At 38.2% G+C, this 22,602-nt stretch carries 26 protein-coding genes; 8 read left to right on the forward strand and 18 right to left on the reverse strand.

Translation table 11 applies throughout. The features are described 5' to 3' along the window. Window positions 1–325: 325 nt before the first annotated feature. From bioA to WKT11_RS16055, 4 genes are read right to left on the reverse strand one after another with little or no spacing between them, the layout of a single operon-like run. Complete coding sequence (bioA, locus tag WKT11_RS16040) at window positions 326–1,522, reverse strand: adenosylmethionine--8-amino-7-oxononanoate transaminase (protein WP_118247884.1); 1,197 nt, start codon at window positions 1,520–1,522, stop codon at window positions 326–328. Continuing rightward, a complete protein-coding gene (gene bioD, locus WKT11_RS16045) occupies window positions 1,519–2,217 on the reverse strand; it encodes a dethiobiotin synthase (protein WP_117677498.1) in 699 nt (232 codons plus the stop codon). The genes bioA and bioD overlap by 4 nt, the downstream gene beginning before the upstream one ends. Continuing rightward, window positions 2,214–3,206, reverse strand: coding sequence for a biotin synthase BioB (bioB, locus tag WKT11_RS16050; protein WP_117845842.1), 993 nt, complete (start codon window positions 3,204–3,206; stop codon window positions 2,214–2,216). Before bioB ends, bioD begins: the two co-directional genes overlap by 4 nt. After that, window positions 3,203–3,796, reverse strand: coding sequence for a biotin transporter BioY (locus tag WKT11_RS16055; protein ID WP_025581222.1), 594 nt, complete (start codon window positions 3,794–3,796; stop codon window positions 3,203–3,205). The genes bioB and WKT11_RS16055 overlap by 4 nt, the downstream gene beginning before the upstream one ends. A gap of 240 nt (window positions 3,797–4,036) precedes the next feature. Between WKT11_RS16055 and WKT11_RS16060 the strand changes: the two genes are divergently transcribed. Together WKT11_RS16060 and WKT11_RS16065 are read left to right on the forward strand one after the other, a co-directional pair. Beyond that, entirely contained in the window at window positions 4,037–4,510 is a 474-nt protein-coding gene (locus WKT11_RS16060) for a DUF3990 domain-containing protein (protein WP_118137815.1), read from the forward strand. Further along, entirely contained in the window at window positions 4,488–4,931 is a 444-nt protein-coding gene (locus WKT11_RS16065; protein ID WP_340285205.1) for a hypothetical protein, read from the forward strand. Before WKT11_RS16060 ends, WKT11_RS16065 begins: the two co-directional genes overlap by 23 nt. A 74-nt stretch (window positions 4,932–5,005) precedes the next feature. Here the strand turns inward: WKT11_RS16065 and WKT11_RS16070 are convergent, their stop codons facing one another. After that, complete coding sequence (locus WKT11_RS16070) at window positions 5,006–5,743, reverse strand: IS1096 element passenger TnpR family protein (RefSeq protein WP_118137811.1); 738 nt, start codon at window positions 5,741–5,743, stop codon at window positions 5,006–5,008. A 68-nt stretch (window positions 5,744–5,811) separates the two neighbouring features. After that, complete coding sequence (locus WKT11_RS16075) at window positions 5,812–6,015, reverse strand: hypothetical protein (RefSeq protein WP_118137809.1); 204 nt, start codon at window positions 6,013–6,015, stop codon at window positions 5,812–5,814. A gap of 271 nt (window positions 6,016–6,286) precedes the next feature. Here WKT11_RS16075 and WKT11_RS16080 point away from each other — a divergent pair, with 271 nt between their 5' ends. Continuing rightward, complete coding sequence (locus WKT11_RS16080; protein WP_182439643.1) at window positions 6,287–6,499, forward strand: group II intron maturase-specific domain-containing protein; 213 nt, start codon at window positions 6,287–6,289, stop codon at window positions 6,497–6,499. 484 nt (window positions 6,500–6,983) lie between these two features. Here the strand turns inward: WKT11_RS16080 and WKT11_RS16085 are convergent, their stop codons facing one another. Further along, window positions 6,984–7,202, reverse strand: a complete 219-nt coding sequence (locus tag WKT11_RS16085) for a hypothetical protein (protein WP_055052862.1) — start codon at window positions 7,200–7,202, stop codon at window positions 6,984–6,986. 172 nt (window positions 7,203–7,374) lie between these two features. Here WKT11_RS16085 and WKT11_RS16090 point away from each other — a divergent pair, with 172 nt between their 5' ends. Together WKT11_RS16090 and WKT11_RS16095 are read left to right on the forward strand one after the other, a co-directional pair. After that, complete coding sequence (locus tag WKT11_RS16090) at window positions 7,375–7,563, forward strand: type II toxin-antitoxin system HicA family toxin (RefSeq protein WP_117677493.1); 189 nt, start codon at window positions 7,375–7,377, stop codon at window positions 7,561–7,563. Between the two features lie 29 nt (window positions 7,564–7,592). Continuing rightward, the gene (locus WKT11_RS16095; RefSeq protein WP_117677492.1) at window positions 7,593–8,000 is read left to right on the forward strand and encodes a type II toxin-antitoxin system HicB family antitoxin; all 408 of its coding nucleotides are present in this window, start codon (window positions 7,593–7,595) and stop codon (window positions 7,998–8,000) included. A 150-nt stretch (window positions 8,001–8,150) separates the two neighbouring features. Here the strand turns inward: WKT11_RS16095 and gloA2 are convergent, their stop codons facing one another. From gloA2 to panD, 5 genes are all read right to left on the reverse strand, one after another. Beyond that, the gene (gene gloA2, locus WKT11_RS16100) at window positions 8,151–8,495 is read right to left on the reverse strand and encodes an SMU1112c/YaeR family gloxylase I-like metalloprotein (RefSeq protein WP_117677504.1); all 345 of its coding nucleotides are present in this window, start codon (window positions 8,493–8,495) and stop codon (window positions 8,151–8,153) included. Between the two features lie 115 nt (window positions 8,496–8,610). Beyond that, a complete protein-coding gene (locus WKT11_RS16105; protein ID WP_118137805.1) occupies window positions 8,611–9,339 on the reverse strand; it encodes an SDR family NAD(P)-dependent oxidoreductase in 729 nt (242 codons plus the stop codon). A gap of 67 nt (window positions 9,340–9,406) precedes the next feature. Next, complete coding sequence (locus WKT11_RS16110) at window positions 9,407–10,390, reverse strand: bile acid:sodium symporter family protein (RefSeq protein ID WP_118137803.1); 984 nt, start codon at window positions 10,388–10,390, stop codon at window positions 9,407–9,409. A 3-nt stretch (window positions 10,391–10,393) separates the two neighbouring features. Beyond that, a complete protein-coding gene (gene panC / locus WKT11_RS16115; protein WP_117845821.1) occupies window positions 10,394–11,233 on the reverse strand; it encodes a pantoate--beta-alanine ligase in 840 nt (279 codons plus the stop codon). A gap of 109 nt (window positions 11,234–11,342) precedes the next feature. Continuing rightward, window positions 11,343–11,735 carry an aspartate 1-decarboxylase gene (panD, locus tag WKT11_RS16120; protein ID WP_340285206.1) on the reverse strand — a complete coding sequence of 131 codons (393 nt, stop codon included), beginning with the start codon at window positions 11,733–11,735 and terminating at the stop codon, window positions 11,343–11,345. A gap of 828 nt (window positions 11,736–12,563) precedes the next feature. On the opposite strand from panD, the gene WKT11_RS16125 reads away from it, so the two are divergent. Together WKT11_RS16125 and WKT11_RS16130 are read left to right on the forward strand one after the other, a co-directional pair. Next, on the forward strand, window positions 12,564–12,695 hold the full coding sequence (locus WKT11_RS16125; protein ID WP_008704366.1) for a hypothetical protein: 132 nt from the start codon (window positions 12,564–12,566) through the stop codon (window positions 12,693–12,695). A 63-nt stretch (window positions 12,696–12,758) separates the two neighbouring features. After that, on the forward strand, window positions 12,759–12,968 hold the full coding sequence (locus WKT11_RS16130) for a DUF6219 family protein (RefSeq protein ID WP_117677487.1): 210 nt from the start codon (window positions 12,759–12,761) through the stop codon (window positions 12,966–12,968). Between the two features lie 593 nt (window positions 12,969–13,561). On the opposite strand, the gene WKT11_RS16135 is transcribed toward WKT11_RS16130, so the two are convergent. The 6 genes from WKT11_RS16135 to WKT11_RS16160 all read right to left on the reverse strand — a co-directional run bounded on the left by WKT11_RS16135 (window position 13,562) and on the right by WKT11_RS16160 (window position 21,894). After that, entirely contained in the window at window positions 13,562–14,215 is a 654-nt protein-coding gene (locus tag WKT11_RS16135) for a DUF2290 domain-containing protein (RefSeq protein ID WP_055152347.1), read from the reverse strand. Further along, on the reverse strand, window positions 14,212–16,329 hold the full coding sequence (locus tag WKT11_RS16140) for a DEAD/DEAH box helicase (RefSeq protein ID WP_008704369.1): 2,118 nt from the start codon (window positions 16,327–16,329) through the stop codon (window positions 14,212–14,214). The genes WKT11_RS16135 and WKT11_RS16140 overlap by 4 nt, the downstream gene beginning before the upstream one ends. 287 nt (window positions 16,330–16,616) lie before the next feature. Beyond that, on the reverse strand, window positions 16,617–17,870 hold the full coding sequence (locus tag WKT11_RS16145; protein ID WP_055152402.1) for an AbiH family protein: 1,254 nt from the start codon (window positions 17,868–17,870) through the stop codon (window positions 16,617–16,619). A 37-nt stretch (window positions 17,871–17,907) separates the two neighbouring features. Continuing rightward, window positions 17,908–19,017: a hypothetical protein gene (locus WKT11_RS16150; protein ID WP_118248090.1), complete on the reverse strand. Its 1,110-nt coding sequence runs from the start codon at window positions 19,015–19,017 to the stop codon at window positions 17,908–17,910. Next, window positions 19,014–20,615: a VPA1262 family N-terminal domain-containing protein gene (locus WKT11_RS16155; protein WP_340285207.1), complete on the reverse strand. Its 1,602-nt coding sequence runs from the start codon at window positions 20,613–20,615 to the stop codon at window positions 19,014–19,016. Before WKT11_RS16155 ends, WKT11_RS16150 begins: the two co-directional genes overlap by 4 nt. A gap of 316 nt (window positions 20,616–20,931) precedes the next feature. Continuing rightward, the gene (locus WKT11_RS16160; RefSeq protein ID WP_118248088.1) at window positions 20,932–21,894 is read right to left on the reverse strand and encodes a hypothetical protein; all 963 of its coding nucleotides are present in this window, start codon (window positions 21,892–21,894) and stop codon (window positions 20,932–20,934) included. A 376-nt stretch (window positions 21,895–22,270) separates the two neighbouring features. Here WKT11_RS16160 and WKT11_RS16165 point away from each other — a divergent pair, with 376 nt between their 5' ends. Beyond that, a complete protein-coding gene (locus tag WKT11_RS16165) occupies window positions 22,271–22,432 on the forward strand; it encodes a helix-turn-helix domain-containing protein (protein ID WP_118630437.1) in 162 nt (53 codons plus the stop codon). Window positions 22,433–22,602: the final 170 nt, after the last annotated feature.

Below are 22,602 nucleotides of genomic sequence, written 5' to 3' on the forward strand. Positions count from 1 at the left end.
AGTCCACGGACCTCCACTATTTCGGACTCCATTGTTACTGTTCACTCCGTGCCCAGTAACACGCTTCGCGATGCACAGAATTTATGCTATTCGCATAAATTCGCGCGGTATGTCTCGGGATTTTGGCATATTCATGCCAAAACACCTCGCGGGATAGTGGTGTGTGAACAGTAACACTCCATTGACCGTATATATCCACTAGTCAGGAACAACTTTAGGGCACAAAAAGAGCCTTTGATTTCTCAAAAGCTCTATATTTTTGCTATTTAGTTGTATGAACAATCTATACTTCATAGGGTCAGACCTCGGCATTCCTCCGGCATTCTCAAATATGCTCCAAAGTAAACCATTCTTTCATCACATCAAAAATTCTTATAAGCTCCTCGTCCCTGATCACATATGGAACCATAGAGTACATATAGTTCAAAAATGGCCTGCTGAACACACCCCGCTCATAAGCAAACTGCTGGAAGCCTTCCAGATCCCCGGAATCATGAACCTCCACGCACACACAGCCACCCATGATGCGGACCTCTTTGATTCTTGGGTCTGTGAACGCTTCCATCTCACGGCGTGAAACCTGTTCAATATGACGGATCTTACTCATATAATCTTCGCGCTCAAAAATCTCAATTCCCTTTAAAGCCACAGCACATGCCAGCGGATTTCCCATAAAAGTAGGACCATGCATCAGGGCAAGTCTGTCATCATCACTGTAAAAGGCATCAAATACCTTATGATTTGCCACAGTGACAGCATGACCAATATATCCTCCAGTAAGCGCCTTTCCAAGAACCAGGATATCCGGCAGAACAAGATCTGCCACAAAGCGATTACCTGTGCGGCCAAACCCGGTTGCAACCTCGTCAAAAATTAAAAGAACATCATACTGGTCACACAATTCTCTTGCTCTCTTCAGGAATGAAATGTCATACATCCGCATTCCTCCTGCTCCCTGTAAAAGAGGCTCCACAATAAAGCAGTTCAGACGGTCATGATACTGTTCAAATGCCTCCTCCAAGGCCGGAATCTCAGTCGGAATATGGACAACACCCTCTTTTTTGTCAAAAGCGAAATGATAATCCTCATCATCACCAACTTCCATTGCCTTAAAGGTATCCCCATGATATGCATGTTCAAGAGCCAGCACTAACGGGCGCTTTCTTCCCTGATTGGTGTTATACTGAAGGGCCATTTTAAGCGAAACCTCCACAGCAACGCTTCCTGAATCTGAAAAAAAGCAATAATCCAGATCTCCTGGCAGAAATTCCTGCAGCTTCGCAGAAAGCTTTTCCACCGGATCATGTGTCAGTCCCCCAAGCATTACATGACAGAAACGGTCTGCCTGTTCCTTGATAGCTTCTGTCAGTTCCGGATGCTTATATCCATGAATCATACACCACCAGGAAGATATAGAGTCTATCAGCTTCTGATCTTTTGTATAAAGATGTACACCCTCTGCATCCAGAATCTTATACGGATCTTTCATTGTTTTCATTTGTTCATAGGGATACCATATCATTTGATCTTCACCTCATCATAAAATTCTGCCAGTGCATCTGCATCTATCTCAAGATCTTTTGCATTATCCTCTACTTTTGCAATAACCGGAAGGCCAGTCATATGTTGACACATAACAATATTATCCTCTTCCATAATATTTCCGGGATGGTAATGATTAAAAATAATACCTTTGATGGGAAGGGAATGGGCTTTCATATACTCAGCTGTCAATACAACACTGTTAATTGTACCAAGCCCTGCATCTGCCACCAGAATACTGGAAAGTTCAAACTCTTTTATCACATCCTCAAGCTGGATTTTGCGTTCATCAAAACAGAGCGGACAGAGGATACCGCCACTTCCTTCCATGGTAATATATTCATAATCATTTGCCGCCTTCAAAAATCCTCTTCGCACAACATCAAGATCCACCGGATTGCCCTCAACTCTTGAAGCCAGATGAGGAGACCAGGCATTTTCATATACATATGGACACATATCATCCAGAGACTGGGAAATACCGGACATCTCCTTGACAAAAAGTGCATCACCCGGGATCAGACTTCCGTCTGTACGCCGGTCATTTCCGCTCATTGCAGCTTTATAATAAGCCGGATTTTTTCCTGCCTGCGCCAGTTTTTTTACGATCAATCCTGAGAGATAGGTTTTGCCGATGTCCGTTCCTGTTCCTGTAATAAATACCGCTTTACTCATGATTCTTCCGCTTCCTTCCAATATTCCGGTGTTACATCTCTGCCCATATCAGAGAGCATTTTTCGATCGCTGCGGATTGTTGCACAGGCAACGGTAGTCAGCATGTTCCCTGTTATTGTAGCGGAGGCTCCGGATTTAAAGGCGGTTTCCCCGTCATTGGTAAGAAGTGCCCGTCCGGCAGCAAGACGAATATTAGCCTCAGGATTAATATAACGGAAGAAGGCGATTGTCCGGAGGATATCCTGCTCTGAAAGCTGATCAAGGTGTTCCAAAGGTGTTCCCGGAATGGGCATCAATGCATTGATCGGAATAGAATCAATCCCCAGCTCCGCAAGGCTGACTGCCATATCCAGACGATCCTCCCAGGTCTCTCCCATTCCTATGATACCGCCGGAACATGCACACATTCCTTCTGCCTTTACCTTTTTCAGAGTTTCAATCTTCATATCGTATGTATGTGTCGTACATATATTAGGAAAATTTCTCTTTGAAGTCTCAATATTATGATGGTAACTGGTTACTCCGGCTTCATGAAGACGATGCAGCTGTTCAGAAGAAAGAAATCCCATGGAAGCGCAGAGATCAATATTACATTCCTTATGCATGGTTTCATAGGCGTGGATCGCCTGATCAAATTCTTTTCCAGTCAGGGCCTTTCCTGCAGTAACGATCGAGAAACGGTCAACGCCCTCCTCTTCGTTCATTTTACATGCTTCCAGAATCTTTTCCTCCGGAAGAAAATCATAGATCTCGCAGGAAGTATGGTTGTGTACTGACTGCGCACAATATTTGCAGTCCTCCGGACACCTGCCGCTGCGGCCATTGATGATGGAACAGAGGTCTACCTTATCACCGATATATGCTTCGCGGATACGGTCTGCTCCTTCACATAATTCATCTAAATCACAGGTAAGAAAATAGGAAAGATCATCCTCCCTTGTAATTCTGCGCCCATCAATAATTTCCTGTGCTAAAATAAGTGGATTCATTTTGCAAGCTCCTCCGTTTTCAGTCTGACATTTGATTTTGAATCAAAAAGATATTGATGCACTACCGGTCTGACACGCTTTGCAATGACAGCTCCCAGGATACTTAATGCAATATCGCCGGGTACCGCAAGCAGAAAACAATAAAGAATCAGCGGCCAGATTCCAATCGGTGTATCAATCACATAGTTACAGATCACATAGTAATAAACCATTCCACAGATATAGACAATCATCAGACCTGCCAGATTTGCAAGTAAATAGCGAAAAACTGTCTTCTGCTTAAGACGTTCTGCAATAAGTCCGGTTACGTATGTTCCCAGGCAGAACCCTATAATATAACCGAAGCTTGGCTTGAAAATATACCAGATTCCACCGCCTTCCGAAAAGATCGGAAGTCCCGCCAGCCCCAGCAGCATATAGGCAACCACAGAAATCATACCCCTTCTGGATCCCAGAAACAATCCGGCAAGCATAGTGAACAGGTACTGCAGTGTAAACGGAACCACAGGTACAGGGATTTTAATAAATGCCCCCGCTGCAATCAACGCCGTAAAAAGACCGCAATAAATCATGCTCTTTGTTTTTGTCATTTGTAAACCTCCATTTGCTTTATGGTTTACCATTTTAAAACACAAGGAGCTGATTGTCAACCATTTCCCGGAAATGTATTGACTGTAAATTGCAGAATCGCAAATCAAGTCAAACAATCTGAGGAAAAGTATGGAGCGATGCGCAATAGAAATTAGTGATGGTTTTTAGCTTTACGATAAAATGGTTTCATGATATTATTAACTCAGTACTGTGGAACTATTTTTATGAGGTGAGAATCTATGGAACTATATCACGCAAGCAAAGAAATTGTTCAATATCCAGAAATAAGAAAAACAAAATATACAAAAGATTTTTCATGGGGATTTTATTGTACAAATAATATGAATCAGGCTATACGCTGGGCAAATCGTGGAATCGGCGAACCAATTATCAATTATTATGAGTATGTGCCAACTGAAAATTTAAAAATACTGAGATTTCCTGAGATATCTGATGAGTGGTTGGATTTTATTGCAGAATGTAGAAGCGGAAAAACGCATACATATGATATTGTAGAGGGACCGATGGCAAATGATACCGTATGGAATTATGTGAATGATTTTCTTACCGGGCGAATTACAAGAAGACAGTTCTGGGTATTAGCTGAGTTTAAATATCCAACTCATCAGATCAGTTTCCATACCCTTTCGGCAATTGATTGTCTGACATTTATGAAAAGTGAGGTAGTGTATGACAGAACAAGAAAGAAATGATTATTTTTATGTGTGTGCATTGATAGAATACATTGCCAGAGAGACTAAGAACCATAGAGGTGATATCGTTAAGGCAATTGGTGAGGAAGGGATAAAAAAGCTTTTATATGATGCGGAAGTAAACCATTGTCTCAGTTTTGAACAGGTAAGTGATGAAGTAATTAGTTATTATCAGATAAAACAGGGGACCTTCGATACTATATCTGACTGTAAATATTCCATTCCGAGTTATCTTGATATTGGAAGGCTTTATAGTATTATGATAGAAGATTGTGCGGAAGCAGGGGCGGAAGTACAGGAGCTGATAAACATCTTTTCTTCCTTTATCAGTGATAAAATATCTGATTTTAAAACAGACTTATATTACCAGAATCCAGATTATCTTGAATGGTCTTACAGAGAGGGAAAATTGTTGGATTAATGAAAGAACCTCTCCCTTTTGGGACTACGTGAAATTCCAAAGGGAGAGGACTTTAAACTCCCCGTCATACATCCTTATTTTGGTATATCCGGCTCAAATTGTTCCGGATAAATATCACTTCCTTCATAGCCACAAACTCCCATTCTTGGGGAATTCGTGATTGGAAGAAAACATACGTCATTCTCATACGCTTCAAGTTCACCCTCTTCCAGTTTATTCACGCACTCTTCGCACCAGAATAGATCTTCATCATAAATACGAAATGCATTGATCCATGTTGCTTTCTGATTTCCGCAAATAGAACATACAAACTGTGGCGGATTATTTCTGGATAAAATCACAACTTTTTCGTTCTGCTTTTGGGCACTGTAATGATCCAACACTTTGACCATAATTTCTGTTGTAGAACCAAAATCATATTCATAATTAAAAATCATTCCCGTTGTAAGCACTTGTTTTAATGTATGATTCGTACTCTTTGCCGGCTCACCCCAACCAAAATCATCATCGGGTTCCCTTTCATAGCTTACACCATCAATCTCAAATGCACTTAAATGTCCGCAACACTCTACCCAAATATCACGGATAAATCGATCCAGATCATCCAATGTTGCATTCTCTTTGATTTGAATAATCAGCCAATAGTCTTTATTATATGCTCCATATAACAACAATTCAAAATATTTTTCTGTTTTTTCCGCTTTTTCGCACGAATCAACTCTTTTCTTACACGTTTGTAAATGCTTTGCTATCCCCGTTCTTGTGTATTCTTTTCCGCAATATTTGCAAAATCCTCTTGTACTCTTTGCCATTTGATTATCTCCTATTTAATTTTGCAGTCTGTTTTAGAACATACTGACTTTAAACTGGACGAACAGCCTTAGGCATCCGTGATCAGGTATCCATCAAAACTCTTAAGCAGTTTCCGGGCATGAAGAAGTGCCTGGATCATGTTGTCGATCTGGATATTCTGTTTTCTGATCTTTTCATCACGCTCGGCAATGATCCTTTTACCGGCTTCCAGTTCCTGCGCCTGTTTTGCTGCAAGAGCTCTCAGCATTAGTAATTCTTCATGCTCTGTCATGCTGTTTTACTCCGTACTTTTGATAGAAACAGCATACCATTTTTCGACATTTTTATCTACTGTTTTACGATATCTGAACCCCCGAAAAGTGCTGAATTTCAAGGCTTTCCAAGGCTTTTTCACAGCATTATCACGGAAGATCAGAAACAGCTGTTTTCATAGTCTATCTTTACCTGATGATGGGCTTTTTTCTGTTCGATTTCCAGTCCCTGGAGGAGCCATTACACCTGCTGGAAAGAGATTTTCCTTACTTCATCCGGTGTCCTGGGCCATGCGGACTTTAAGAGTAAAAGAAATCATTTCCAAGCTTAATGAGATACTGACTGGTTATTTCCATTACTATGGCATCACTGACAATTCAGAGAGAATCACAGCATTTCGTTATAATGTTATGAAAAGCTACAACTGGGTAAAGTTTCTGAATATGATTGATAACAGTTACCCGTTAGTAAGAGCAAGAATATATGTCAGTGTATACGATTGATAAATGTGAACGATTCGTTTCGCAAAGAGCCGTATGCGGCAAAGCCGCAAGTCCGGATTCTGCGAGGGGCGTACGACCGCAAGGGGTGCGTCTACTCGACCCGATATGTTTTGCAAAAGCCATTACTATGAAACTGTCTAAGAAAAGTGTCAATGCCCTCAACGGGCTTACTTTCATTTCTACGGTAGCCTCTCGGAACCCTTGATTTTAGCGGCTTCCGAGAGCTATTTTTGCAAGTAATTAACAGAATTTTCTGTAAATTACTGTTTTTACTGCTTTTTTTGTGCTCGCCCAAAAGTCTATCAGTTCATACATTATTATCCTATGCCCTCATAGCTCTTTTGTCAATAAACTCGCACTATAATTTTCAGATAAATTTTTCTGGTTTTTCCTTCTCCTTTACCACTGAAGTAACAAGAATTGTGAACTTCCAGTTTTTTTCCGCCTAAATCGAGTGTCGCTATATCTGCGACTCAAAATAATTCTATTTTTCCGTCTTTTCTCCATCTGATTCTGCATTCAAAAAGTTCATGATCTCCTCATATGACCGCCCATTTTTTACAACCGCTGACAGGATCTCTTCTTTTCTTATGCTGCTTTCTCCAGTTATGCATACAGATTGTACAAATGCCAGAGAGAACGGAAAGAGCTGGAAGCCAAAGTATAGGCTCTCTCCAGTTGACGTACAATCCTTGTATAGCATGAATAGTTCCTTCCGACACCGCAGAGCTGTATGAAATCTCACCGTATCGATAAACCCACATATTGCCTTTCCACCAGACTACAATATGCAATACAAAAAGCATACGAAGCAATTGACATACGTATAAATACGTATTACAATATAAGTATGATAAGGAAAGGAGATACAAAAGATGCCAATGAGTCCTAAGGAGATGTTAACTCTCCTGAAAGAAAATGGTTTCGAAACGGTAAATCAGAATGGCTCTCATGTCAAACTGAATAACCAAGAAACCGGAAGAACGGTAATCGTTCCTTATCACTCCAAAGATCTGAAAAAGGGATTGGAGCAGGCAATACTTAAACAGGCGGGGCTTAAATAGCCCTGCCGCCTGAAATGGAGGGTGTTTATATGAATAGATTATTTTATCCGGCAGTATTTCATAAAGCAGAGGAAGGCGGATTTTGGGTTACATTTCCGGATATTCCAGAATGTATGACACAGGGCGAAGATATGCAGGAAGCATATGAAATGTCTGTGGATGCCCTTGGACTGGCATTGACCGCAAGAGAAAATGAAAAGGAACCAATACCAGAAGCCTCAGCTCTTGATGCTATAGATCCAGAAGATGGAACTCTAGTGATCGTAGAATTTGATATGGCGGAATATCGCAGAGCGAATTGTTCTCGTGCAGTAAAGAAAACATTGAGCATCCCAGAATGGCTTAATGAAGCTGCAATCCGTGAAAACATTAACTTTTCTCAGGTCTTGCAGGAAGCATTGATGGTAAAATTAGGAATTTTACAGACCCGATTTTAAAAGAAATGAAGAAAAAGAACAAATGATAAAAGCTGCTACCTTTATAAAAAGCTGTCTGCGACATTCCGATAAATAAATCTTTGCGCAAAAAAGACAGATGTGGGAGTATTTCATTACCTGCATCTGTCTCTTTCTATTCTATGCTATTTTCTACTCATGAATTTCCAATGGAAGTCCATCTGGATCATGGAAAAATGTCATTTTCTTTCCGGTATAATCATCCAGGCGTACCGGCTCTGTTTCAATTCCTTTCCCATTCAATTCTTTTACTGTATCATCTACACTCTTAACTTTAAATACCAGATGGCGTAATCCCAATGCTTCCGGATAATTTACATGAGCTGGAGCATTTTTTATTATAAAAAGTTCTATTTCCTGCGTTCCACATGCCAGATCAATCTTGTAATCATCACGTTCTTTTCGATAATTTTCTCTGATTACTTTAAACCCAAGCAGATCCACATAAAAATGTTTTGATTTTTCATAGGATGTCAGATTTGGGGGACTTTCCTTAAGGTCACCATGTTTTGAGATATCTCCGCAGTCAAGTCTTACGTACTGAAAAAAAGGAGTCCAAATGACTCCTTTTTCCAATGCATATCAATTATTTTTAAAATATCGTATATCCGCCATCTACAGCCAAAGCCGCTCCATGGATGAAACTAGCTTCGTCTGATGCAAGGAATGCAATAGCCTGTGCTACTTCGATAGGTTCTCCAGGACGTTTTGCCGGACTCATTCCAATCTTCATTGTTACCGGATGCTGTGGAATTGCAAGCACACGTGCAATCATATCTGTTGCAATCGGTCCTGGAAGAACAGCATTTATACGCACTCCTGTACGTCCATGATCCAATGACATTTGACGGGTGAGTCCAAGAAGGCCATGTTTGGCAGAAGTGTAAGCAAGCCCTCCGCGGCCTGCTGCGGTTGCTGCCATGGAAGCTACATTGACGATGGTTCCAGCTCCTTGTTTTTCCATAATAGGAATTATTTTCTTGCAAAGAACAAATGGTGCTGTGAGATTTGTTGCAAGAACAGTGTTCCATTCATCCATTGTGATCTGATCCATATCGGCAGTTGTTCCGCCTACTCCTGCATTATTAACGAGAATGTCTATTTTTCCGTAGGCGTCCAGAGCTGTTTTAACCAGGTTATCAAGACTTTCATCAGATGTCACGTCTGTTTTACAGAAAATCGCTTCTCCTCCGGCTGACTTGATTTCATTCACACAGCTTTCTCCCAGTTCTTCCTTTGTTCCAACAATTATGACTTTTGCTCCTTCTTTTGCAAAGAGTTCTACGGTTGCTCTTGTAAAAAGCGGATGGTCTGACCCCAATGTGTTAGTTTCTTATCACTGTTAAGCCAAGGATTCCGGGGATTTTTTTTCTACGTTCCCTTGTTATTTATGCTGCAGACACACCATTTTCACCTGTGCGTGTCCGGTTTTCTACGCCGGAACGGCGGATTCCTGCAAAGATGGAGCCTGCAATATTATGCCATACACTGAAAATAGCACCTGGAAGAGTTGCCAGTGGATTGGCTGCAAAGTTAGCTGCTGCCAGAGAAACTGCCAGTCCACTGTTTTGCATGCCCACTTCAATAGCTATAGCTGTTGCCCGTGTATATTCTACATGGAAAATTTTTGCTGCAAGGAGTCCAAGCATCATACCACAGAAATTGTGGATCGCAACAACGCCAAGGACCAGAACTCCGCAGCTTAAGATTTTCTCTGCATTAATTGCCACGATTCCGCCAATGATCATAACAATGGCTACAACAGAGATCAATGGCATAACATCTGAAACTTTATCTACATGATCTCCTGCAAGTGTACGGAGAAGGATTCCAAGAAGTACAGGAACCAGAATTACTTTTACAACAGAAAGTACCATTGCCCAGAAGGATACTTCCACCCAGGCACCTGCCAGAATGTACACAAGAAATGGAGTCATAACAGGAGCAGCCAGAGTGGAAACGATGGTCATTCCTACTGAAAGTGCAACATCACCGCCTGCAATATAGGTGATCACATTGCTGGCTGTTCCACCAGGACAGCATCCCACAAGAATCACACCCAGAGCCAGATCTGCGGGAAGATTCATAATTTTACACAATACCCAGGCTACGACTGGCATGATCGTATACTGTGCAACTGCGCCAATGATCACTTCCTTTGGTCTGGAAAAAATTGCCCGGAAGTCTTCCAGACGTATGGTCAGTCCCATACCAAACATGATCACGCCCAGAAAAACAGATGTATAATTTGTCATCCATGCAAATCCATCCCTCCAGAAAAAGGCAAGGCATGAAAAGGCAATGATGATGATTCCAATATATCTGGATGCAAAACTGCTGATTTTTCCTATTTTCTTTAAAATATTTTCCATATATTATACCTCGTAGCTGAAGTTATCGATCAGTCTTGTTTTGCCAATATAGACAGCCATTGCTACGAGAACATTATGATCAGCTTTTTCCACAGGCTGCATGGTAAGTGCATCTACCATGGAAACGTAATCGATTTTTGCCAGAGGCTCTGCCTCGATCACTGCACGCATTTTGCCGAGAAGTTCTTCTGCGGAAATGCCTGCGTGAATGATTTCCTGTCCGAGTTTTACGGATCTGGACAGACAGAGAGCAGCCTTTCTCTCTTCATCGCTTAAATATGTATTTCTGGAGGATTTTGCCAGTCCGTCCTCTTCACGGACAATCGGGCAGCCTACGATTTCTATATCAAAATTCAGATCCTGGACCATTTTGCGGATGATGGCCAGCTGCTGAGCATCCTTCTGTCCGAAATATGCTCTGTCCGGGGCTACAATATGGAACAGCTTGGTTACAACTGTGCACACACCTTTGAAATGGATAGGACGTGTTTTTCCACAAAGTGTCTCAGATAATGTATCGATACTTACAAATGCATGGGGATCATGATACATTTCAGAAGGTTCAGGGCAGAAGATCAGGTCTGCGCCAAGACTTTCACAGAGTTTGCTGTCGCGTTCGAAATCTCTTGGATATGCCTCAAGATCCTCTGTCGGACCAAACTGTGTTGGATTGACAAAGTCAGACACAACTACAATGTCGTTCTGTTCTCTGCATTTTTTGATCAGACTTGCATGTCCCTCATGAAGAAATCCCATTGTTGGAACAAGACCTATAGTTTTACCTTCTTTTTTCCATGCTTTGATCTGTTTTCTTGTTTCTTCTACTGTTTTTGTTACCTGCATTGTTATCTCCTCTTTCTCGGTCAATGGACCGGTATCATAGATTTTGAGATAGCCTCTTTTCTGAATTCACTTTCATCTTATGATAGCCTCTAATCTGATATCAACGTTTTCAGGCCATGTCTTTCAGCAGACCATGTTTCTCATAATTGGTCACTCTGCTGATCTTATTCTCTTCATCTACAAATACAACTGCAGGCTTATGAGTGCGTGCCTCTTCAGGCTCATATCCTGCGTAAGCCATGATGATAATCTTGTCACCTGTGCTTACACATCTTGCTGCTGCTCCGTTCAGACAGATCATACCGCTTCCGCGTTTTCCGCAGATTGTGTATGTCTCGAATCGACTGCCATTGTTCACATCTGCAATCTGAACTTTCTCATATTCCAGTATTCCGGCAGCTTCCAGCAGTTCTTCATCCACAGTAATGCTTCCCACATAATCCAGTTCGGCCTGGACAACAGTTGCTCTGTGGATTTTTCCTTTTAACATTTCTATTGTCATCTTATATAGTCCTTTCCTGCGGGAAAAATCAGAGTCAAGCAGCACCATAAAAAGGAAATATACCTTTATGATCTGCAAAAAAGCGCATCAGGATACACTTTGACCCTGAAACGCTTCTGATTGATTCCCTGTATATTGAGTCCTGTTTCTGATACATAAAATATGTTTTACTATTCCATAGATTATTGGAAATCTGATTTTTTGTATCATAAATACCGGCTCGTATCTTTTAAAATTACATACATCCCTCCGTTCCCGTTCCCGGATTCCGGCTGGCTGCTTTTATATAAGATTCCAGTGATTTCAGCCAGAGTATAGTTTTGAGTCCAAATACTATCTCTGAGTGGTATTATTACATCTGGTCAGTTATTTGTCAATAAATTGTTTATTTACTGGTTACTGTTCACTCCGTACATAGCAACACACTATGCGATACAGAGAATATGAACCTCCTTGTGCAAAGCCCAAGGAGTATCATTTGCTTCGCAAACTTAATTTATGCTAATCGCATAAGGAACCAAAAAATCACTCATCTGACAAACAATCAGACGGATAGCCTCATCCAACCGTACCTTCCCGGGAGTTATTTCCAATTCGTTCATATGTGCAAAGAAATTTTTCCGAAAGACTTCATACGGCATCAATAACTCTGCCGCAAACAGGTTTGTAATCTGAATGTCAGAAACTAAACAGCTATTACCATAAAAATAAAAAGTTTCTCTTTATGATACAGCTCTCCGAACACTGAAAGAAAAATCTGTCGGAAATAAGCTGCCTTCCACGAAAGCCCTCTATGCTGAAAAAGACCGACTTATTGAATTGCGAAATATGCAACGGGAAGATTTTTCTAACCGCCGGAATTATGAACGGGAGTTTCGTACCGTGTCTGCCAATATTGATATGATCCTTGGGAAGAGCTACGAACAGGAACAGCAGATTGAGAAAGAACAGAATTTATAAATTTCCTGTTTTCATGCTTTCTAAAAAGAGGTATTATATAAAAAAACGCAGGAGGTATATCAAATGAAAGCACATAAATATTGGTCACTTGGTGCATTGGCAGCCATGATTGGAACCTTTTATACCGGCTATAAAAACATGAAAACTGCTCACAAATATTTTGCTTGCAGCTCTCTTCTCTGCATGATTATGGCTGTCTACTCCGGTCATAAAATGATTTCTGGTAAATCCAGAAAAAAGAAAAATTCTGTTTCTAAAGAATCTGCAGAATAATCAAAACTAAAGAAATGTTTACATAGGATTGCCTGATGGAATAAATATTTTCCATCAGGCAATCTTGCTATTTTACATCTTTTTTCAATCTGTCGTATAATATATGTAATCCTGTAATCCCATCAAATGAAAACAGTCCTTCTTATCAAACGTTATTATAAGTTTAACCGCAACATTTTTTCTTCCCAGAACAATTTCATACTCTGTTGATTGTTGATAAGAGAGGAATAAATGATGATACACAATCAACAACTGTTCTCATCTATATTTTCCGCAACTCCCTTTATTTCATAATAAAATTAAGAAAGGCCCTGCACTTGGCAGAGCCTCCCAGCATTTTCTTTTGAGAGCTTTTGCTCCCTAGCCAGATTGTGGTATATGCTAACCCCTTATAAAGCTGGTAAGGCACTGCCTCCTGGCACAACACCTTACTTCAACGCTTGACAGACACTCATGTTGCCTGTTGTTAATATTATATTAACTTGCCACCATGAATATGTCAATTACTTTTCTACTATAATTTACACTATAATTTTATAGCTGTTTGTATGAATATAGATTCTCTAACAATTTCCATATTTCATTCTCCATTTTCATACTATTATTCTGCTCTTATTTATGTCTTTTTCTGCAATATGTTCTTCGAAAGCTACTATACCCTCAATTTCAAAATTGAATTCCAACTGTGAACTCGGAACATAATAAAAATGTTCCATAATAAATTTCACAAATTTCATCGGTGATATTGGACGATCTACAGGAATTCTACAATTTTTATATCCCCCTAAAGTAATATGTGAATATGGATGATGCAGTTCGCTCTCCTCCGGATCTCGATTGTAATCAGCTCGAATAATCACAGGCAATACAGATTTATTTAAAATATCTCCGTAAATATAGTCAACATCGTATAATTCCGGATCATTCTGATAAAGTTCATACGACGGTGATGGATAATACCCCAATCTGTGCGAAATCAATTCTGTTCCCGTTCTATTAAAGCGATACATCAACTGTATGATACCGCCATCTGGCAATTTAACATTATAATTATGATTTTTTTCTATTTCATCATAAATTGTACTGTAATCCATATTCCTTAAATATAACGAAATATTTTGATATTTTTCCCATACAATATCCATTTGTTGAATTACAGGATAGTTATATTCTTCTGCCAGTCCACATCTGATCAATTCCCTTGTAACTTTCTTTAACTCTCGAAATACTTTTTCTTGTTCTTTCAATTATACAGCACATCCTTTAAGCGATTCACAGTATCTTCATCTAAATCTTCTTTTCGAATTTCTCCATTTGCAAGTTTACTGGTAATATCCGCCAGATTAGAATTGCTTTTTCTGATATCTCTTAATTCATTTTGAGTCATGTCTCTATGAATAATTCTCATATTCTTTCGTTGTGATTTGTCCGGGTACGTGAACTCTAATTGAAAATTCCTTTCCTTAACGCTGTTAAACTCCTGTATTAACAGATCCATATCATCTCCGATTCCGCTAACCCGTACCCATGCCTTCGATCTTGTCATAGCAGTAAATATAATATTTCGTTTTCTTGATAAGTTGATGCCTCTTGCGCAAAGATCCGCATTTATCAGATAAACAATTGCTGCTTCATTTCCTTTTGCTCTGTAAATCTGAGAGATTGCAATAGAATCCTCCTGAAAAAAATCATCTGGTGTTGTCTGTACCCCAACAATATGCGATTTAATTCCCTTTTCCATTAATTTAACACGGATATGTGACACGTAACTCTTCGTAATTTTGGGATCAGGGTGAATGATCATAATGTCCTGATATCTTAATTCTTCATCATGCAGATTTTTTTCGATATCTTCAACTATCCAATCCGCTTCCTGTACATTATTTTCAAATCTTCTAAATTGTATAAGATCGTCAATTGACGAATGATCCTCTAAAAATGCAGGACTTGTTTCTTCTGTTCTATATAGCGTTACAAATTCTCCATCTCTGATCACACCTTCTTTCACTGTATATCCAATATCTTCCCATAACTGTTTATCTTCAAATAATTGAACTAACGATGTTTCCTCCCGTGCCTCTTTTTTTCTGTAAATTCCAAATCCCAGGCTGTGTGCTGTAATAAGAACTGGTCTTGAATTACGATAACATTTTGATAAGACAATATCCTCCGCCTTACCATTACTGTTATCAAGCACTACATTCGGCCGTCCATTACTGTATCCAAAAATGTCTTCCGGAGATTCAACGTTTTTGTTATCCAGGCTTTGGAGTTCATCATATGCATATACAAGCATACGGCTTTCATGTGGGAGTGACATATAACACATCTGAAGAAAATATTTTGAAAAATCCTGTGCTTCGTCTACTAAAATCACATCATACAATGGCTGGGGATTCGTTACTGATTCTACGGCTTCTTCACATACTCTGTCAAAAGCAGATGAATTTCTTCCATATTTCTGGCACGCATCCATATAATCATAACAAACTAGATTATTTGCCTTACAAAAATTGAAATACAGACCTTCTGAATTTTTACTTCCCCATGCATGAATTATTTTAATTCTGCTCCAATCAGGTTCCTCATTTGTATTTTCAACAATAAAGTTTGTGATCAGTTGAATAAATTGACCCTTTAATGCCCGGCTGTTAAATGTAACTGCTATCATCTTATTTTCATACATAGTATACAGATATGCTACCTTTAATGCCAGAACAATTGTTTTTCCCGATCCTGCCAGACCCCGGATTCGTTGAACACCTTCTACCGTTTCAATGACTGCCTTACTTTGATACTTGTCCAGGCAGGAAATCTGGTCTTCAATTGCTTTTAATTTTGATCCCCTTGACGAAGCTTTCTGAAGATTTTTTCTGCCACCTCTTTTTTTCAGTTGTGAAATCATCTGAATCGCTTCCAGTAATTTCTTATAATATTCTTCGCCCTGTTTCCATTCCAGACTTTCTAAATATTCCTTTACTTCTTCTATTGATGTACAAATTTCATCACTCTTCGTTTTATAAAGGGGTGCATAAGACAGTACATTAATCGGCACTTGTAAAACTCGTCTTTTTGACAGATATCCATATCTTTTCAGCTTGGCTTCCATATTATTATATAGTTCATCCAATAACTGAATTTTATCTTCCATATTTTCTTCTGCTAATGTTTCCAGATCAAAAAGCACAATACCCGTCTGTTCGCTCACTAACAATGCATCAACTTTAATTTTTCCATCAATTCCCCCTAAAACAGGGTAGCCCAAATAAAAATATCCGTCTAATCCCATTGTTTCCAAAAGATTTATAATTTCATTTGCAAGCACCTGTTTAGATGTAACTCCATTTACAATTGTAAGCATCTTATCACCCTTTACTTTTAATATGTCATGTTTTTCTGAATATCATTTCTATCATATTGTCACACAGGGAAATTAAATAACCGAACGGTTAACGATTTTTCTCAGATATATGTCTTAATATAGCAGATATACTACCGATTGTCAATCATTGACAAGACATTTCTTCATCTCTTTCTCCATCGTGCATACTAATAATATCTGTCTTATCCACATATATTCTGGAATTCAGAGCAAACTGAAATGCACTATTGTCTGGATTCACAAATCTTCCCATGCTTTATTCTTTTTTATTTTTCCCTCATGGAATCAGATTCCAATGTGCACGTATTTATCTTTTGAAACACTATTGTTTTATTTTTCCCACCCGTTCTCTTTACCAATTCATCCTGCCCTATAATTTTTATCAGATTGATAATCTTCTTTTTATAATCCTCTTTATCAGTGTAAAAAATTATTATCTTAACATTTTCGTTTAAAATAAATTTTCTTAATATATCCTTATCCGTAATATCTAATGAATGTCCAAATATAAAAACTTTATGGTACTTAACTACTCTGTGATGCTTTTTAACTATTCCATTCTCTTTAACGATTGCTGATATTTCATATATTTTTTTCTCAGACTGAATTTCCTCAAGCCAGCCTTCATATAAGCCCCCTGTTTCCTTATGTATTCTTTGAAAAAATTTCTTAAATTCTATAAATTCGAGGTCTTTATCTCTCGCATCTCCTTCCAGATATTCATCAATTCCAAGCACCATATTTGTAGATTGGATATCATTCCTTAAAACAGCTTTTCCATGCACATAATCAAACTCCAAAAACGGATGTTCTCCGTATATCCTCTGATATGTACATGTATAGTTGAACGATAAAATTTTGTCCAAATATGGCAAGTTTTTTATATCTGGCAGTCCATTTCCCAACATAAAATTGCTAATATAATCTGAGAGATAAATTTCAAGTGCACGTGTAAGTTTATTCAGATCTTCCAGAAGTTTCTGTTTCCAAAAGTCAATTTCTTCTTTTTTCCAGACATGGGTCGCCATTCCTGATGAACTATCCATCTTTTCCAAAAATAGTGCAAGAACGTTTAATTGCCTTTGTGAAAGCACCGTTCCTACGCCTCCCTTTTGTATGGTCTCTTGTATATCCCTGCTTACACTGTTGAATGTCTGTATAATCAGGGAAATTTCACTTTCAAAGTCAATCCACCCGTCTTTCCCTTTTTGCTCTCTGCTTTTATACACCTCTGAAAAATATTTAATCCATGCATTATCCTTGCACAAATCACTTAACTCATGAATTGTTTTTCTTGATTGATCATATAAATACTGATCAAATTCAGAATCTTGTTTGCTATTAAATAGGTCTGTAAAATACTTATAGCAATGGATATCCTCTCCCGCAATCAGTTCTAATCTTGAACTTTCTTGTGCCTTATGCTTGTAAAAAAAATCTATAAACTTCAAAAAATCCGCATATTTCGTGGGCAAACCATGTGCCAAATCAAATCCATTTCCTATTATTAAAATATTCATCCTTTGTCCTTTACTGGTTATGAATTTCCACTTAAATCTACAACATCGCCTCTAGTCTATGTTCCAGTTCTATTTTTTGTTTAACATGATCCTTCCAGTAATCCTCATGCCGCCGTATAAATAACTGTATCTTCCTGATACTTTGAGTCACGCTTTCATCCGCCTCTATAATCTGCTTTTCCTGCCCTGCCAGTACAATATAAAATATCTGCGTTATATCATAGAAAAAAGCGCAACACATATGTGTCGTTTTCTCATACCATGCATACATATCTTTTTCTAATATTTTTTCGTAATTTAAAAAACTAAGTTTCCACTCCTCCTTATTTTTCAAATCATATTGAAGAGAATTCAAAATTAAACTAAAGTAACCAGAAAACCATATTTCTCTTAAATTCTCATGTTTTTTCTTCTTTTTCTCGAACAATAAATTCCAATTCTCCAAAATATCTTTACTTATATTTTCTAAGATATATTTTTTTGATGTATCCGATAACCTTTCAAATTCCCAAGCCACAATATCCTCTTTATGATTCTGCAGCATCATATCCAGATTGATTGTCTGTGCAAAACGCTTCAGCGCTTCTCTGCTGACTTTAGAAAGAACACTAAAAAGAAGCTGCTGCCAATTTGTATTATGTTCCTTTCTTTGTACCCAGCGCTCCCACAACGCCAAATCCCTGTCAGCAATTCTCTTGACCGCTGCAATTATTGCCTCTTTGCATTTTTCATCTATACCCGATGTCCGTTTCAACAAAATCCTGGCACATTCATAATAGAAACAAGGATATGCTACATCCATCTTTGCAAAATCCACAAGTATATCTGTTTCACAGCAAGTTGAAAGAAATATCCAATAATCTACAATGTTATTTTTCTCTGCCAAAAGCTGGCATAAACGTGCAGAGTCCTCCCTATATGCTTTTTGAAACAATCTGCAGACTAATTCATCAGGTTTTATACTTTTTCCCCTCTCATACGCATCAATGAATTCATATATCTTATCCAAATCATTATCCGCAATACCTTCCTGCAAATGTTCAAAAAATTTCTGATCAGCCCTTCCTGCGTTACCAGCAATATGAGTACTATAACTCACCGAACTGATCATTTCCCAAATATCTTTTTTTATTGTCTTCTCCATCATACTCCTTTCTTCCATACCAGGCATTCCGGAGCATCCAGCTCATTCCATAATTCTTCAAATGCGTCTATCATCATCTGTGGATGTTCCACACTTTGAATAATATGATGTTTATTTCCAAGGCTATTCACAGATGTACCCAGTGACCAGACAGAAGAGGTATCCTGATCTAAATTAAGCACCATGAGAAAACGATCATGAAAACTGTAACCATAATCAGCCCACTGGCATCTAAGCTCTACATGTATACCATAATGATTACTCCTTTTCTCCATAATTTCCTGCTGCTGTTCTATCCAATCACATACACTCATTTTACTTTTTTCGGCAATTTCACCAGATGTAATTGCATATAACGTTACATTCATACTTTTCGTAAAATACCAAGTATGTAAAATATCCTCAACTGTCAGATAAGGATCCCACAGATACACCTTCCCTGTTTGTGCACGATTCATCAATGCAATCACATCTTTCAAAGCTTTCTGCGGTTCTGAATCTCTTCCATACCGTCTAAACTCAGCTCTGGCATATAACTCATCAACTCGTCTGCTATACTGACGCTTATGTATATGACTATCTCGCGTCCGAATAACAGGTTGTTCTATATTAACATTCTCCGCTGATATGAGTTCAATAATGTCAACAACCTGTCCTGTTTCATCATAAATGATACGCTGTTCTCCATACTGTGCACCCATCTGCAGCACACACGTCATTCTTCTTATAAAGCTTGTTTCCTGACGCGACAAAATCAATTGCCGTTTTACATCAATTATCGTTGTCCTGCAAAATCGGGAAGCATCACCAACTTCAAATGTAGTATTACATCCTTCCTGTTTAAATGTCCTGGCACCAAATGAAATAATCGAATCATCAAAAACGCCTTCTGACAATACCAGAAATTGATCATCTGACTCACATTCTTTATCAAATGACACATCATACGTTAACTGTCTCTCCATATCATCTTTTTTATAAGAAACCCTTACATTCGTTGACGGAAATTGAAACACAAAATTCCCAATACGATCTGATACAGAAAACAAATCAATTGGAATTGCATCGAATATTGTATCTGTCATCTTTCTGAACTGCACTGTGTTCAACACATTTACAATCTTTTTATCACAGTCAAAAAATTCCAAAATATAACTTCCATTAATAAAATTATTTTTTAATACTTTGTTTAAAAGCATCTCTTTTGTACTGTCCTGCTGAATAAAAACTTTCGATACCCCTTCCAGATATCCTGTTTCTAACCTTCCATCTCCGATGTCTACTTCCTTCTTATCTCTACTGTTGCATAACAATTCAAAAATACTTCGAACTTCTGATACATCCAGCACCTTTCTCTGTATTCCTAATGAATATGTATCAGTAATACTTTTAAGCTTTTTTAAAAGTCTCTCCGAGCTCTTTTCTACGTTCGGTCTTGTTTCAAATACAAAAATTGTATATACATTATCCGGCATTTCCTTTTCTCTTTGGCATAAATATATCGAAACCATTTCACAACAATTATAACTACCAAGGCTCTTACAGGAAATCAATTCATCAAATTCATGCAACAAATATTCTGTCGGTAGTTTTTCGTTCACTCTTTCTCTATACATATTTTTCTCCGATTAAATAGTACATTTTCTGTATTATGTATGCGATATTGTTTAATTACCTAAATCTTATTATATTATAATTTCCACCTGTCGGACTACATGCTCTTTGCTGGACGCACGGTCTGACCTCAATGTCCTTGACAAAAGCACAATATGCTGAGACTATCTTTAGAATGGCAAAAACTAAAACCTGGACTTCATAGGATGCAGACTCCAATTCCGATTGAAACGAGCATCCTTTCGAGCATCACCAGTCGTCGAAAATTTAAGTCCCCGGAGTTTTCAAAATAACCACCCATTTCTATAATTTATATTCTTTATATAGTTGTTCACGATACACCTCGTCCTCAGATGCTTTCTCAGCATCTGAATAACGTTTATTCTTTAATAGAATATTTATAAGTGCTCCTAATCGATTTTCACCCTTTTTTTCACCTTTTTTTTCGCCCTTTTTTATTCCATTTTCCTCTGCATAAGAAATCATACTTAACATATCAGACACCTCCTTCTGACGAACTTGATTATCCGAATCTGGAATATATGATAATACTTTTTTCTGGTTTCCGGAAAATAATCCATATAAGAGATCCAAAAGTCCCTTTTCTTCCTGTCCTTCTCCACCGAGCCGTACTATTATAATCTCCAAAAGATCTGATTCCCTGGAATCAATTCGGAACTCTTTGTCTTTGATTCCCTCTTTTTTGTAATTCTGCATCTTATAATATGATATGGTATTTTCCAGTTTCCTGGGAATATTATCGAGGCAGATCCAGATACTGTACACTTTTTCTAAATGACCATATCCTTTTCCATTTTCCCCTATCTTATCTAATTGTGCAGACAATTTACGGCAGCCATAATATATACTTCTTTTTACAACCGGATAACCCGGTGTGTAATTTTGCTGTATCTCAAAATCAATATGAAGATTTACCAGAAGCTTTCCTTCTGCTTTTGGATTTAAAGAACGGAACAGAATATCAAATGCTGCTGGTGCTTCATCTGTCGTATGAAATTCTGTATCCTCTCCACGTATGGTTTTTGCCATATCCTCTTCTACCAACGCGGTTCCTGTCTGAATCGTATCACCTTCTATACAATTCATAATTTCTTCCAGGGAGCAGTCTCTATATTCTTCTACAGTATATTTTAGAATATTACTCATAATTGGTTTATATGAAAAAATATTCTTTGCTGACTGATCTTTCGTTTCTTTTCCATCTATCGTCTTTAGTGTTACAGAAATACTGTCTTTCACATCCATAAGTCTCTCCCTTGACCAGCTTTTATTTGTAATTTAAGTATATATCTTTTGAGGGAACATAGCAACTACAGAATTCTACTTATTCATTCCACGTATCCCTTCTTAACTCAAAACATCTATACGATAGCCCCATATTCTTCTGACAGCTCCTCATTGTCTTTAAATGCCACTATACCCGATTTTATAATTCTTTTATAGATCTTTTAGCCCTGCTTTATCCTTTTTAGTTGTACTTCATAGGGTCAGACCCTAGAAGTGCCTTAAAAATTAATCAGTAATGAGATCGGCCGCACAGTTTGCCTTATAAGTCAAGACTTTTTAATATTTTTTGTTAGACCTCTAAGTTTAGAATAGAGGCAAAATTATCTAAATACCATTGGAAAGGATAAGAGCAACCAAACAATATCTGATAGAAACAGACATGACGGTTGATGAGATTGCACAGCATGTTGGATACAATAGTTCCACCCAGCTTAGCAGGGTATTTAAAAAATATGAAAATATGACTCCTACCGATTATCGAAATTCTTATAAATAAATACACCACTTTACAGGTTTTTTCATAAAAAATATCGTACAGGGCTTTCTGATGTATAATGAGTTTGGCAAAACCATTACAAAGGAAAGTAACCCTGTACGACAGAAAGCATTGTACAACGAAAAAAACCTGATTGGTAGACTTTATAAATTTTTCGTACATTTACATGT

It is taken from the genome of Blautia sp. HCN-1074 (genome assembly GCF_037890165.1).
GTDB lineage: Bacteria > Bacillota > Clostridia > Lachnospirales > Lachnospiraceae > Blautia_A.

What these genes read in the sequence shown, in the direction of transcription:
- bioA (WP_118247884.1), bottom strand. Translation starts at nt 1,522, where the DNA reads ATGATATGGTATCCCTATGAACAAATGAAAACAATGAAAGATCCGTAT.
- bioD (WP_117677498.1), bottom strand. Translation starts at nt 2,217, where the DNA reads ATGAGTAAAGCGGTATTTATTACAGGAACAGGAACGGACATCGGCAAA.
- bioB (WP_117845842.1), bottom strand. Translation starts at nt 3,206, where the DNA reads ATGAATCCACTTATTTTAGCACAGGAAATTATTGATGGGCGCAGAATT.
- WKT11_RS16055 (WP_025581222.1), bottom strand. Translation starts at nt 3,796, where the DNA reads ATGACAAAAACAAAGAGCATGATTTATTGCGGTCTTTTTACGGCGTTG.
- WKT11_RS16060 (WP_118137815.1), top strand. Translation starts at nt 4,037, where the DNA reads ATGGAACTATATCACGCAAGCAAAGAAATTGTTCAATATCCAGAAATA.
- WKT11_RS16065 (WP_340285205.1), top strand. Translation starts at nt 4,488, where the DNA reads ATGACAGAACAAGAAAGAAATGATTATTTTTATGTGTGTGCATTGATA.
- WKT11_RS16070 (WP_118137811.1), bottom strand. Translation starts at nt 5,743, where the DNA reads ATGGCAAAGAGTACAAGAGGATTTTGCAAATATTGCGGAAAAGAATAC.
- WKT11_RS16075 (WP_118137809.1), bottom strand. Translation starts at nt 6,015, where the DNA reads ATGACAGAGCATGAAGAATTACTAATGCTGAGAGCTCTTGCAGCAAAA.
- WKT11_RS16080 (WP_182439643.1), top strand. Translation starts at nt 6,287, where the DNA reads ATGCGGACTTTAAGAGTAAAAGAAATCATTTCCAAGCTTAATGAGATA.
- WKT11_RS16085 (WP_055052862.1), bottom strand. Translation starts at nt 7,202, where the DNA reads ATGCTATACAAGGATTGTACGTCAACTGGAGAGAGCCTATACTTTGGC.
- WKT11_RS16090 (WP_117677493.1), top strand. Translation starts at nt 7,375, where the DNA reads ATGCCAATGAGTCCTAAGGAGATGTTAACTCTCCTGAAAGAAAATGGT.
- WKT11_RS16095 (WP_117677492.1), top strand. Translation starts at nt 7,593, where the DNA reads ATGAATAGATTATTTTATCCGGCAGTATTTCATAAAGCAGAGGAAGGC.
- WKT11_RS16110 (WP_118137803.1), bottom strand. Translation starts at nt 10,390, where the DNA reads ATGGAAAATATTTTAAAGAAAATAGGAAAAATCAGCAGTTTTGCATCC.
- panC (WP_117845821.1), bottom strand. Translation starts at nt 11,233, where the DNA reads ATGCAGGTAACAAAAACAGTAGAAGAAACAAGAAAACAGATCAAAGCA.
- panD (WP_340285206.1), bottom strand. Translation starts at nt 11,735, where the DNA reads ATGACAATAGAAATGTTAAAAGGAAAAATCCACAGAGCAACTGTTGTC.
- WKT11_RS16125 (WP_008704366.1), top strand. Translation starts at nt 12,564, where the DNA reads ATGCAACGGGAAGATTTTTCTAACCGCCGGAATTATGAACGGGAGTTT.
- WKT11_RS16130 (WP_117677487.1), top strand. Translation starts at nt 12,759, where the DNA reads ATGAAAGCACATAAATATTGGTCACTTGGTGCATTGGCAGCCATGATT.
- WKT11_RS16140 (WP_008704369.1), bottom strand. Translation starts at nt 16,329, where the DNA reads ATGCTTACAATTGTAAATGGAGTTACATCTAAACAGGTGCTTGCAAAT.
- WKT11_RS16145 (WP_055152402.1), bottom strand. Translation starts at nt 17,870, where the DNA reads ATGAATATTTTAATAATAGGAAATGGATTTGATTTGGCACATGGTTTG.
- WKT11_RS16150 (WP_118248090.1), bottom strand. Translation starts at nt 19,017, where the DNA reads ATGATGGAGAAGACAATAAAAAAAGATATTTGGGAAATGATCAGTTCG.
- WKT11_RS16160 (WP_118248088.1), bottom strand. Translation starts at nt 21,894, where the DNA reads ATGGATGTGAAAGACAGTATTTCTGTAACACTAAAGACGATAGATGGA.